The 12278-nt window shown below is 69.4% G+C and carries 12 protein-coding genes; 4 read left to right on the top strand and 8 right to left on the bottom strand.

Annotated features, from left to right (window positions below; translation table 11 throughout):
• Positions 1 to 23: 23 nt before the first annotated feature.
• Both KEC57_RS09845 and KEC57_RS09850 read right to left on the bottom strand, forming a co-directional pair.
• Positions 24 to 467 (bottom strand): cytidine/deoxycytidylate deaminase family protein, encoded by a 444-nt coding sequence (locus KEC57_RS09845; RefSeq protein WP_229384446.1) that lies wholly within the window; start codon positions 465 to 467, stop codon positions 24 to 26.
• A 9-nt stretch (positions 468 to 476) separates the two neighbouring features.
• Entirely contained in the window at positions 477 to 1241 is a 765-nt protein-coding gene (locus tag KEC57_RS09850; RefSeq protein ID WP_229384447.1) for an amidohydrolase family protein, read from the bottom strand.
• Between the two features lie 81 nt (positions 1242 to 1322).
• On the opposite strand from KEC57_RS09850, the gene KEC57_RS09855 reads away from it, so the two are divergent.
• The 3 genes from KEC57_RS09855 to KEC57_RS09865 all read left to right on the top strand — a co-directional run bounded on the left by KEC57_RS09855 (position 1323) and on the right by KEC57_RS09865 (position 4012).
• The gene (locus tag KEC57_RS09855; protein WP_229384448.1) at positions 1323 to 2567 is read left to right on the top strand and encodes an MFS transporter; all 1245 of its coding nucleotides are present in this window, start codon (positions 1323 to 1325) and stop codon (positions 2565 to 2567) included.
• 57 nt (positions 2568 to 2624) lie between these two features.
• Positions 2625 to 3260 carry a cyclase family protein gene (locus KEC57_RS09860; protein WP_229384449.1) on the top strand — a complete coding sequence of 212 codons (636 nt, stop codon included), beginning with the start codon at positions 2625 to 2627 and terminating at the stop codon, positions 3258 to 3260.
• A 65-nt stretch (positions 3261 to 3325) separates the two neighbouring features.
• Positions 3326 to 4012: an alpha/beta hydrolase gene (locus KEC57_RS09865; RefSeq protein WP_229384450.1), complete on the top strand. Its 687-nt coding sequence runs from the start codon at positions 3326 to 3328 to the stop codon at positions 4010 to 4012.
• Between the two features lie 65 nt (positions 4013 to 4077).
• On the opposite strand, the gene KEC57_RS09870 is transcribed toward KEC57_RS09865, so the two are convergent.
• The 6 genes from KEC57_RS09870 to KEC57_RS09895 all read right to left on the bottom strand — a co-directional run bounded on the left by KEC57_RS09870 (position 4078) and on the right by KEC57_RS09895 (position 11594).
• Positions 4078 to 5355, bottom strand: a complete 1278-nt coding sequence (locus KEC57_RS09870; RefSeq protein WP_229384451.1) for a metal-dependent hydrolase family protein — start codon at positions 5353 to 5355, stop codon at positions 4078 to 4080.
• Between the two features lie 6 nt (positions 5356 to 5361).
• A complete protein-coding gene (locus tag KEC57_RS09875; protein ID WP_229384452.1) occupies positions 5362 to 6135 on the bottom strand; it encodes an ABC transporter ATP-binding protein in 774 nt (257 codons plus the stop codon).
• Positions 6132 to 7862, bottom strand: coding sequence for a dipeptide/oligopeptide/nickel ABC transporter permease/ATP-binding protein (locus KEC57_RS09880; protein ID WP_229384453.1), 1731 nt, complete (start codon positions 7860 to 7862; stop codon positions 6132 to 6134). Before KEC57_RS09880 ends, KEC57_RS09875 begins: the two co-directional genes overlap by 4 nt.
• A 2-nt stretch (positions 7863 to 7864) precedes the next feature.
• Positions 7865 to 8932: an ABC transporter permease gene (locus KEC57_RS09885; RefSeq protein ID WP_229384454.1), complete on the bottom strand. Its 1068-nt coding sequence runs from the start codon at positions 8930 to 8932 to the stop codon at positions 7865 to 7867.
• A gap of 43 nt (positions 8933 to 8975) precedes the next feature.
• Positions 8976 to 10544 (bottom strand): ABC transporter substrate-binding protein, encoded by a 1569-nt coding sequence (locus KEC57_RS09890; RefSeq protein ID WP_229384455.1) that lies wholly within the window; start codon positions 10542 to 10544, stop codon positions 8976 to 8978.
• 438 nt (positions 10545 to 10982) lie between these two features.
• The gene (locus KEC57_RS09895; RefSeq protein WP_229384456.1) at positions 10983 to 11594 is read right to left on the bottom strand and encodes a LamG-like jellyroll fold domain-containing protein; all 612 of its coding nucleotides are present in this window, start codon (positions 11592 to 11594) and stop codon (positions 10983 to 10985) included.
• Between the two features lie 168 nt (positions 11595 to 11762).
• On the opposite strand from KEC57_RS09895, the gene KEC57_RS09900 reads away from it, so the two are divergent.
• The gene (locus KEC57_RS09900) at positions 11763 to 12260 is read left to right on the top strand and encodes a RidA family protein (protein ID WP_229384457.1); all 498 of its coding nucleotides are present in this window, start codon (positions 11763 to 11765) and stop codon (positions 12258 to 12260) included.
• Positions 12261 to 12278 lie beyond the last annotated feature (18 nt).

Genomic DNA, 12278 nt, shown 5'->3' on the forward strand with positions numbered 1-12278 from the left:
GTTCGCGCACGGCGCCCCCGCCACTACCAGCGGCGAAGCCGTTTGGCCGGCAGCAGCTCGGCCGCGCGCACGCGCACGATGTCATCGCCGCGCGTGATCCACACCGTCGCGTCCGGCCAGTAGTCGGTGATCAGCTCGGCACAGACTCCGCACGGCTCGATCACGTGCGTCGTCCCCTCGACGCGGCGGAGCACGCTCACGATCGACGTCACCTCGGCACTGCCCGTCACTCCGTGTGCCACGACCGCGCCGGCGGCGACGCCCTCCGCGCACACGCTGGATCGCCGGGCCGAGCCGTCGACATGGACGCCGAGGTGCATCGCACCGTCGGCCGTACGCATGGCGGCGACGACTTCGTGACGCCCCTCGACGTAGACGTCCCCCAGCAGCGCGGTCGCCGCGGCCAGGAGTTCGGCGTCATCGTCGCCCATGTCGTCAGGGCGGCGGGCCAGGGGTCTCGCGGTCACGTGGGCACCCTATCCCTCGATGCGCAGGATGCGGGCGTAGTTGCCGCCCTCCACCAGGGCGCGATCTGCCTCGTCGGTGATCGCCTTCGCGATCTTGAGCCGCTCGAGGTCGAAGTCGGATCCCGGCCATTCGGTGCCCATGAGGATCTTCTCGCCTCCGAGTCGCGCATACGCGCGCTTCACGTCCGCCATCAGCGTGGCTGACGTCTCGAGGTAGACGTTCTCGCGACGCTCGGCGACGATGATCGCCTCCGGCACGTTCCACACCGCTCCCATGTGGGCGATGATCGTCGGCACATCGGGGTGGTCCTTGGCGATCTCCTCGATCGCGAACGGCGCGCAGAACGCATCGTCGAGCGCGTTGATGATGATCGCCATCCCGAGCTGCGCACACAGACGGAACACGGGGTCGAGGAGACCGTGGTCGGCGACGTGGTAGCCGTGCATGCTGGGGTGGAGTTTGAGACCGCGGATGCCGGCTGCGTTCATCCGGCGGATCTCATCGAGCGCGTCGTCGGCTTGCGGCATGACCTGGCCGAATCCGATGAACCGCTGCGGGTACGCATCCTGGAGCCCGATGATGAAATCGTTCTCGATGCGCTGCGCCAGGGAGCAGACCATCGCCATGTCGACTCCTGCAGCGTCCATGCGCGTGAGGATCCGGCTCGGATCGAACGGCGTGTACGGCGGTGGCTCCTGACCGGGCCGGGCGCCCGTCAGGTAGTCGGAGCGTCCTCTGACGTCCTGGGTCGTGTTGTACGCATCGATGATCATGCCGTCGCCTTCCCGACCCATCCTCTGAATGGATCCACGTTGTCATGTATAGGATACATTTCGAATCTGGAAAGAGGAACCGTGGCGCAGGCTCGCGACATCACGAGGACGCTGCCGTTCTGGCTCATGTTCAGCGTCTCGACGCTGGGCGGGATCACGAACTCCGCGACGACGCCGACCATTCCCGTCTATGTCGCCGACGTGCTCGGCGGCGGCTCGGAACTGTCGGGCCTGCTCATCTCTCTCTCCGCGCTCACTTCTATCATCGCCATGCCGCTCGGTGGCCTGCTCGCCGATCGCCATGGATACCGCGTCGTCGCGGTATCGGGCATCGTCGTCTCGGCAGCGGGCCTCGCGCTGCTCGCGGCCGTGCCGGCGCTGTGGGCAGCGGTGATCAGCCGCCTCCTGTTCGGTCTCGGCAACGCCGCCGCGATGACTCTCACGCTGACGTGGCTCATCGCACTCGCGCCGCCCGCGCAGCGTGGGAAATCGCTCAGCATCTTCGGCCTCAGCGTGTGGCTCGGGCTTGCGCTCGGACCTCAGCTCGCCGCGACCGTGTCCGCTGCCGCAGGCCCCCGAGCCGTCTTCATGGCCTGCGTCGGGCTCGAGCTTGTGGTCTGCGTCCTGTTCTTCTTCCTCCCCCAGCCGGCGCGCCACGCCGCGACGACATCGACGTCACCGATCCCCACCGTCCAGCGCCGCGGCCTGGCTTCACTGTGGGAGGTCTTCCGCGCGGTCTGGGTCCCCGGAGCCGCCGCGGCCGCCGCGTGGTGCGGCGAGGGCCTCATGCTCGGATTCCTCATCGTCCACCTCGGGGCGGCGGGCCTGCCTCCGACCGGCGTCTTCGGCGCCGCATCCGTCTTCGGCGTCTTCGCCGTCAGCGTGATCGCCGCCCGCATCGTGCTCGCCCGCATGCCCGACCGCATCGGGCCGCTTCGCTCGGCCGCGATCTCGCTCGTCCTGCTGTGCGCCGGCCTCACCGTGATCGCCTTCGCCGGGTCCTTCCTCTTCGCGGCGGCAGGCGCCGTGCTCATGGGCATCGGCTTCTCGCCGCTGTACCCGTCGCTCACGATGCTCGCCGCGCGAGGGCTGCGCTCGCGCAACCGCGCACTGGGACTGGGACTGTTCGGGAGCTTCACGAGCGTCGGCTATGCGTCCGGGGCATTGGTCGGCGGACTCGTGCTCGCCTCGACGTCGTCGATGTGGGCGTTCGTTCTGGTGGCGGGCCTCCAGCTGGCCGCGCTCGCGGTGCTCACGATCTTCACGCCCGACCAGAACCCCCGCCCTCGACTCGATCCCGGCGAGAGCAGGGAGCCACTCCCGTAGGTTGGGATACACTTTTCAGGAAACTGCATCCAATTCCGAGTCCGGCCGGAGGAAGACATGACCGACGCCATCGACATCAACATCCCCATCCGCGGCGACATGCTGCACTGGGGCCGCCGCCCCACGTACGAGATGGTCGAGCAGATCGCCGACGGATACCCGTCCGATGTCTCCCGCTGGCTGATCGGCGCCCACACGGGTACTCACGTCGACGCACCCTCGCACTTCGTCCCGGGCGCGGCGAGCGTCGACCAGATCTCCCTCGAGAGCGTCGTCGGCCCCACGCGCGTGCTCGATCTCCGCGACGTCGTCGAGGAGATCACCGCCGAAGATCTCGAGGCGGCCGGCGCGGCGGGCGCCGAGCGCGTGCTGTTCCGCACCCGCAACTCCACCGACGCGCTGACCCGATCCGAGAAGTCCGAGACATGGGTAGGCCTCGGCCCGACCGGCGCCCAGTGGCTCGTCGACCACGGCGTCCGCTTCGCCGGCAACGACTACATGACGATCGAGGCGCCGGCGAACACCGAGGAATGGCCGACGCATGTGATCCTCTGCACCGCGGGCGTCGTGATCCTCGAGAACGCCGACCTCGCCGCGGTCGAACCGGGCGACTACCTGATGGTCTGCCAGCCGGTGCCGTTCGAGGGACGCGAAGCGGCGCCGGCGCCGACCGTGCTGCTCCCTCTTCGCTGACACGAGGTGGTGGATCCTTGTTGGATCCGTTATCGTCTGTTTTGTATCCACAAGGAAGGCATCCGATGCACATCGTCCTGGTCCACGGCATGGGAGGCTCCGACTTCGACTGGAGCACGGTCGCACCGCTGCTCGAGTCCGCGGGCTTCGGCGTCTCGGTCGCCGACAATGCGTTGCAGTCCCTCGATGACGACGTCGCCGCGGTGCGCGCGCTGATCGACGCCGCCGACGACGAGGTCCTCCTCGTGGGGCACTCGTACGGCGGCGCCGTCATCACCAACGCCGGGCGCCACGACCGCGTCCGCGGCGTGGTCTACATCGCCGCGTTCGCTCCCGCCGAGGGCGAGACGGTGAACGGCATCGTGACCCGCTACGAGCCCGCCGAGGTCGCACGATTCATGACACGCGGAGCGGACGGCGAGTGGATCGGCGTCGAGAGCGAGGAGGCCCGCCTGGCGCTCTCGTGGGATGTGCCCGAGCACGTGATGCAGGCGCGCAGCGCGCGGCGACGCCCAAGCGCCGACGCGATCTTCACTCAGCCCACCGAAGAGCCCGCGTGGGCGACCAAGCCCGCGTGGTACATGATCGCGACGCTCGACAAGCATCTGCGTCCCGAGGCGCAGCGCGACATGGCGGCGCGGGCGGACGCCACGATCGAAGAAGTCGCGACCAGCCACTCGGTGCCGCTCGCGGCCCCCGAGGCCGTCAGCTCGTTCGTCTCGCGCGCAGCCGTCTCACTCGCCCCGGCGTGAGAGGCGGCCGCGGCCGCCGACATCGAGACCGCGGCCACGGCCGTCGCCGGGAATGAGGGCGCGCCTCAGGCGGATCGCCTGTCGTGGTCGATGACGACCCTCCCCGACTGCACGACCATGCGCACGGCGCCGGGCTCGCCGAGTCGCTCGATCGAGGCGAGCGGGTCGGCATCCGTCACGACGAGATCGGCCATCTTGCCGGCGACCACCGACCCGACCCGGTCTCCGATCCCCAGGAGGTCGGCACCCACGGCCGTGCCGGCACGGATCGCCCTGATCGGCGCCAGCCCGGCGTCGACCAGGCGGGCCAGCTCCCGCAGGTTCGCTCCGTGCGGGACGACTCCCGCGTCGGTGCCCAGAGCCACGGGCACGCCCGCGGCGATCGCGCGTCGCACCGAGTCCATGCCCCGTGCACGCATCCGCTCGCGCTCGCGCCGCCGCTCGGGTGCGACCTGCGGACCGATCTCGCGCATGAGGGTGCTCAGCGTCGGCACCAGCACGGTGCCGCGATCGATCATGAGCTGGATCGTGTCGTCCGAGAGGTCGTATCCGTGCTCGATGCTGCCGGCGCCGCCGAGCACGGCGGCGCGCGCCGCGGCGTCGGTGAGGGCGTGAGCGGTCACCGGGCGCCGCCCGCGCTCGTCGGCGAGACGGCAGATCAGGCGCACCTGCTCTTCGGTGATGCCCACGTCCTCCGGCTCGTCGGTCGGCGATCCCGATCCGCCCGATGTCGACACCTTGATCGCATCGGCTCCCATGCGGATCAGCCGCCGCACCGTGCGGACGACGTCGTCGTCGGTGTCGACGAGGCCGGGCTCGGGCATCCCCGCGCGCACCGCCCACGCGGGCAGGCTCCCGTTCGGCAGGAACGGGTCGGCGTGGCCCCCCGTCGGCGACAGCATCGCGATCGCCAGATGCAGCCGCGGCCCGATCGCGGTGCCGTTCTGGACCGCGAGCCGGTACCCGGGCGTGAGTCCATCGAGGTCGCGCGCCGTCGTGACACCCGCCTCGAGCGTGGCGCGCAGCTGCGCCGCGACCTCGAGCACGGCCTCCTCGGGGAACCAGGCGCGCTGCTGCTCGGGAGGGGCCGGCACCATCGCGAGATGGACGTGCACGTCCACGAAACCGGGCATCAGCCAGGTCCCGGACAGTTCGACGATGCGACCGGCATCGTCGGCTGCGAGCGCCCGGCGCGGGCCCGCGTACTCCACGACGCCGTCGCGAACGACGACCTCGGAGTCGGGCACCGGGGTCGCCGCTACGCCGTCGATCAGCGTCGCGCCCCGGAACGTGGTCCTCCCCTCCGCGATCGGGGTGAGGGGCAGGCGGGCGTGTGCGCGCACCACCGATCAGCTCACGAGAGCGAAGCCGGGCGAGCCCGGGTCCGCGTCGAGCAGTCGGCGCGTGTACCAGTGCTGCGGGTCGGCGTAGATCTGCTCCACGGGACCGGATTCCACGACACGACCCTGATAGAGCACCACGACCTCGTCGCTCACGCGCTGCACGACGGCGAGGTTGTGCGAGATGAACAGCACCGTGATGCCGAGCGTCTCCTTGATCTCCGCGAGCAGGTCGAGGATCTGCGCCTGCACCGAGACGTCGAGCGCCGATGTGATCTCGTCGGCGATGACGACGTCCGGCTCGATCACCAGCCCGCGCGCGATCGCGATGCGCTGGCGCTGTCCGCCCGAGAACTCGTGGGGGTAGCGGTGCATCATCTCGGGCTGCAGACCCACCAGCTTCAGCCACGAGGCGATCTGCTCCTCGTGGCGCGCGACCCGTGCATGAGCCGGATCGATGGCCTCGGCCAGAGTCTGCGCGATCGTGCGCCGCGGGGACAGCGATGAGTAGGGGTCCTGCGGGATCATCTGCGTACGCCGGCGGTGCCGCCGGAGCGTGGCCCTGTGGCGCGCCATCAGGTCGTCGCCGTCGACGACCACGTGTCCGGCCGAGGGGCGCACCTCCCCGACGAGGACCTTGGCGAGCGTCGACTTGCCCGACCCCGACTCGCCGACGATCCCGACCGTGCTGCCGCGCTCGACAGCGAGATCCACTCCGTGCAGCACCTGCACGGATCCGAATGAGACGTCGAGTCCGCGGACGTCGACCATGGGCCCGGTCATACGCCGACCTCCTTCTGGACGCGCCGGTCCGGCAGCGACACCACTGGCGTCGCTGCGAGAAGACGCTTCGTGTACGGATGCTTCACCTTCGCGTCCGTGAGATGCTTCGTGTCGTCGATCTGCTCGACGATCTCGCCGTCCTTCAGGACGAGCACGCGGTCGCACAGCGCCCGCACCACGCCGAGATCGTGCGAGATGAACAGGATCGCGGTGCCGGACTCGGTATTCATGCGCTTGAGCACCGACAGCACCTCGCGCTGCACCGTCACGTCCAGCGCGGTGGTCGGCTCGTCTGCGATGAGCAGATCGGGGTCGGGGCTCATGGCGGACGCGATCATCGCCCGCTGCTTCATGCCGCCCGACAGCTGGTGGGGGTACTGGCGGAGCCGTCCTTCGGGATCGGTGAGCCGCACATCGCGGAATCCCGACAGCAGCTTCGCGGTGGCACTTCGACGTGTGTGCCCCAGACGCAGGCGCAGGACGTCGGTGAGCTGATTGCCCAGCAGCAGGGCCGGGTTCAGCGACGTGCCGGGGTCCTGGTAGACGAGCCCGATGCTCGAGGCGAGCTTGCGGTCGGAGACTTTTCCGAGCAGATCGGTGCCGGCCAGCTCGAGCCGGCGCGCAGAGGCGGACAGTCCCTCGCCCAGCAGCCTCGCCACCACCGAGGCGGTCAGCGACTTGCCCGAGCCCGACTCGCCGACGATCCCGAGCACCTCGCCGCGGCGGATCGTGAATGACACGTCCGAGACGAGCTCGCGACCGCTGGACTCGTGAGTGACGGTGATGCCTTCCGCGATCAGGACGGCGTCCGCCGGCACGGGCGCCGAGGACGGCGCCTCGGAGGAGCGCACGAGTCGCGCCTGGGTGCTGTTCGAGCGCGGGTTGGCGGCCGCCGCGAGACCGTCGCCGACGAGCAGTGCGGCCAGCGACGTGAACGTCAGGGCGACGGCGGGGCCGACGATCACGATCGGGTTCACCATGATCTTGCTGAGCCCCTCGTTGAGGAGCGTGCCCCAGTCGAACGCCGGCGACTGGGCGCCGAGCCCGAGGAACGAGAGGCCCGAGATCTCGACCAGGGTGCCGGCGAAGGCGCCGGCGATGAGGATGAGCGTGGGCTCGGCCATGTTCGGCAGCACGTGCCTCGTCGCGACGCTCAGCGTGGGAACGCCCATCAGGCGTGCCGTGGTGACGTACTCGCTCGTCGAGATGCGCGCGGCAAGGTTCGCCGTGAGCCTGGCGAACCCCGCGGTGTTGGCGACCGCGATGGCGATGACGACCTGCAGGATGCCCTGGCCGAGGATCGCGGCGATGATGATCGCGACCAGCATGGTCGGATAGCTCACCGCGAACTCGATGCATCGCAGTCCGAACTCACGCACCCGCCGGGGCGCCAGCCAGATCGCCACGCCGACCGCGATTCCGGCGAACGCCGCCAATCCGGTGGCGAAGACCGCCATCAGCACCGTCGGTCGCGTGGCGACCAGCGTGCGCGCGAGCATGTCGCGTCCGAGCGTGTCGGTGCCGAGCGGGTGCTCGGGAGTGGAGCCGGAGTTGGGTGGGCCGCTGCCGAGGCCGGTCGCCTGGTCGGCGAGGAAGATGGGGGCGAAGATCGCCACGAGCGCGATGATGGCCAGCATCGCCAGACCGGCGATGAGCCCTCCGTTCCACGCGAAGGCGCGGGGTCGCGCGGATTCCGCCGTCTGCACGGCTGAGGTGGTCGCGGGCACGTTCAGTCTCCCAAGGTTCGCGGGTCGATGATCCCGAGGATCACGTCGATGACGAGCGTGATGACGAGCGAGATCACGCCGATGACGAAGACCGCCGCACGGATCACGGGATAGTCCTTGTCGATCGATATGGCCTGCACGATGACGCCTCCCAGCCCCGGCCAGGCGAACACCGCCTCCGTGATCAGTGCCGACCCCAGCAGCGCCGTGAGGATGATGCCCGACAGGGTGAGTGCGGTCGTGAGCAGATTCGGAAGCATGTGCTTCGCATAGAGGGCGAGCGAGGGGAGCCGCCAGCCGCGGGCGGTGCGCATGTAGTCCTGCTCGAGGATCACCGCCGCCTCGCGCCGCACCACGCGGGCCACCGCACAGGCCCCGCCGAGCGTCAAGGAGAGCACCGGCAGTATCGCGGCCTGGCTGAGGTCGTACGCCTGCGAGTACGCCGGCGGGAGTGCGCGGAGCCAGACCGCGAAGATGACGACGAGGGCCGTCGCCTGCACGTAGACCGGCACCGAGGAGATGAACCCGGTCACGACGTTGAACGACGTGCCGAGGAAGCGGCGGCGGTCTGCGCGCGTCGCCACGCCGACCGCCATGCCCACGGCGATGCCCACCACGAGGAGCAGCAGAACCGCGGGGATGGTGATGGCGAGGGTGTAGGGCACGGCCGCCATCACGACGTCGAGCGCGGGGACGCGGAACCGGTAGGAGTCGCCGAAGTCGCCCTGGATCACGCCCATCATGTAGTTCGCGAACTGGACCGGGATCGGCTGGTCGAGGCCGAGCTGCGTGCGCACCATCTCGACCTGGTCGAGCGTGGCATTCTCTCCCGCGATCGCGGTGGCCGGATCCCCGGGGATCAGCTGCACGATCAGGAAGGTCACCACCACGAGCAGAGTGACGTTGACGATGAGCCCCGCGGCCCGGCGCAGCAGGAACCGGCGCCAGGCTCCGGCCAGGGAGGCGGCACGGGGTCCGCCTCCCGGGTCCGGGATGTCGGGGCCGTCGGCGGGGATGGGCGGGCCGCCCGGGCCGGTCGGCATGGAGGTCACGATGGGGATGATGCTCATGTTCGAGTCTCCTGTCTGTTCCGGCCCGGGCAGCTGGTCACGGTCAGCCCGTGATTCGCACCGCCGACGGGTCCCAGTATCCGTTGAACACGTATGCGGCGAAGCCGGGACGGGTCACGTACCGGTGCGTGTCCGTGATGAGGGGCATCATGTCGACCCGCTCGAGGATCGTCTCCTGAGCCGACTCGAAGGCCGCGCACTGCTCGTCGGCATCGGCCGACTCCATCGCCTCGGCGAAGAAGGCGGCGCCCTCGGCGTTGTCCGCGCCGACCACGTTGGTGCCGCCCTGCGGATAGGTTGCGCCGAGGTAGCGGGCGATCGACAGGTGGATCAGGCCGGGGCCGGCGTTCTCCGCGGCGACCGCGACATCCCAGTTCTGCGGCTCGGTGCGCATCTGCGACGACCAGTCGGCGGGATCCGGAGCGGACACCTCGACCGTGGCGCCGGCGGCGCGGAGAGACTCCGCGAGGTAGTCGGCCGCGGGATCCCAGTTGCTCATGATGAGGAGCCGGATGGTCTGGCCCGCCAGCTCGGCGGACGCCGCCTCCGGATCGAAGCTCTGCAGCAGCGAGGGATCCTCGAGCGCGCACGAGTACCCGGCCGAATTGACGGTGTACTGCGTCTCACCGAGTCCGTCCAGGCCCGCATCGTTGAACCCCTGCGGATCGATCGCCTGTGCGACGGCGGTGCGAAGCTCCTGGTTGCCCTCGAAGATCGACCCCGAACCGGGAGTCTGGTTGAACACGAGGTTGTACGCCGAGCTGGCGAACGTCACCGTGCTGAAGCCGTCCTCGTCGGCGAATCGCAGGGCGTTCGAGTCGTAGAAGCGCGCACCGTCGATGCCGCCGGACTCGAGCAGGTTCGCGCTCGTGTTGCCGTCGGGCTGCACGGTGTAGTTGAGGGTCTTCGCAGGGGTGCCTTCGACGCTCGTCCATGCCGGCCATGCGTCGTAGTCGTCGCGCAGGGTGAAGCTCACACTGACGCCGGGCTGCTGTTCGGTGAGCGTGTAGGGGCCCGAGAACGCGCCTTCGACGCTTCCGGCGGCCAGGCCTTCCGGGTCCTCGATCCCGGCAGGGCAGATCACGCCGAGACCCGGCTGCGAGACTCCGCCGAGCAGCTGCGAGTACGGCTCGCTGAGGGCGATCTGAAGTGTCCCCGCCTCGTCGTCGGCGGTGAAGGTGGGCGATCCCGAGCCGAAGGCCTGGTTCTTCCAGGTCACGGCGGCGGCATCCTCGAGCCCGACGAGGTACTCGAACGACCCCGCGACGATGCTCGGCGTGATCGGTGTACCGTCGGCGCAGGTGGCGTCATCGCGCAGTGTGAAGGTGTAGTCGGACGAGGACGCGGACTCCCACTCCGTCGCGAGGCCTCCGATGAGGCCGTCCTCCCCTGCGCGCAGCAGCGTGTCGAACCCGAGCCGCGCGTTCTGCAGGTCGGAGGTCGCCGAGGCCAGAGCCGGGTTGAACGTCGCCGGCGCGTACCAGAGCTCGAGATTGATGGTGTCGGTCTCTGCAGCCGGGGCTTCGTCGGCGTTGCTCGCGGCACAGCCCACGAGTGCCATGCCGGCGACCACGACGAGCGCGGTTGCGGCGAGCGATTTCTTGTTGCGCATGCTCATTCCTTTCAGGACTTCGATGACTTTGGTGCGTCGGCGTCGGGTCGGCGCCGGTCGGGAGCAGGGAGCGGGTGACGCTGCTCACGAAGGTCGGATGGTGCGTGGATCCAATCTAACGAGTTACGCATCCAATCTTGTTTCTTTTGGGTTACATTCCGCGGCGAGACCCCCGCGAAGCGGGCCGACGAAGCGGTCGCCACGCCCGCGCGGGCATGGCGAAGCCCTGTGGGATCGCCCGCGGGCGCAGCGAGTCGCGAACGAACTGCGAATCGACCGCGCGAGGCGGGATTCACGAGCGTCCCGACCGCCGAGAGCCGGCGGGCACGAGTGCATACGAGCAATCGGGACGCTCCTTCGCGTTGAGGATCCATCATGGATCCAATCTATTCTCTTATGGATCCGTTTGAATGTCGAGAGTGTTTCCGCAGCGTTTCGTCACACCGGGAATCCGACGACCACTTCCTGGACCCATGACATCGCTTCCGCGTCGGCGGCGACATTCGATCCCGTGACGTTCGGCGACTCATCGCCGGGAGCCAGGCGCACGTCGCCGACCACTCCGTCGAAGGGCAGTTCGGGCCGAACGCCGTCGAACAGTGACCGACAGCCCCACAGCAGCGGACCGCGTGAGGCGATACCGGGCACCCCGACCCGGACGCCCGCCGTATCCACCTCGGTGCCGGCCGGCCCGGAAGCGGGCTGCACGCTCACCTCGAGCCTCCCCGGTCCGCCTGGAATGCGCGCGACGACCCGGTAGCGCCGGTCCGCGTCGAGTCGGTTCGCCGAGGTGACGGCGACGGGGCCGTGCCGCGTGCCGACGACGAGCGACACCCGGCCCGACGGGTCGAGCCCGAGCGACCAGCCGGCCGCGTGCTCCGCGCACGCCAGCGCCACCTGGGCGCCTCGCGAGGCATCCCCCGGATGCCTCGCGGAGAGCACGAGGGAGACGGTCAGCCCCGCCGTCCCCAGCGCCGGCACGCGATCGATCCGCACATAGGTGGGCTGGGTGGGTTCCGATACGATCCGCGGCCGGGACATCTGCTGCATCGCCGTCTTCTCCATCGCGCTCCCCCATGATCGGATCGACATGATCGACGATCGATCGCCTGATTCTCGGTTTGGATACAAACTGTTGTTAATGCATCCAATTCTATTCGTAACGGATCCGCGAAGATAGGCTGATCCCCCACCCACTCCGACAGAGGACAGGACGTCATGTCGACACCGGAACAGCGCGCCCGCGAGCTCGGACTCGAGATCCCCGACTACACCGACCCGCCGTACGGCGGCCGCTACGGAAGCGGGCTCAAGGCATTCCACCGCACCGGCGATCTCGTCGAGCTCAGCGGGATCACGCCCGAGGACCGGGCAGGCACCCGACTCCATCCCGGAGTCGTGGGCGCCGACATCAGCGTGGCGCAGGCGCGCGAGGCCGCCGTCCTCACCGCGACGCAGGCTCTCGGGCTGATCCGTCTCGCCGTCGGATCGCTCGACAACGTCGCCGGGCTCTCGCGCGCGCTCTGCTTCATGCGGACTTCACCGGAGTTCGACCGGCTGCACGAGGTCGCCGCCGGTGCCACCGAGCTGTTCCTCGACGTCTTCGGACCCGAGGTCGGATCGGTGGGCCGCGCATCGGTCGGGGTCACCAGTCTCTCGCGCCACAACTGCTTCGAGCTGTGGCTGAGCTTCGAGGCCGTTCCCGCCGGCACCTGAGTTCGCGATCTCATGCGC

The organism is Microbacterium allomyrinae, from assembly GCF_020682705.1.
GTDB classification, from domain to species: domain Bacteria; phylum Actinomycetota; class Actinomycetes; order Actinomycetales; family Microbacteriaceae; genus Microbacterium; species Microbacterium allomyrinae.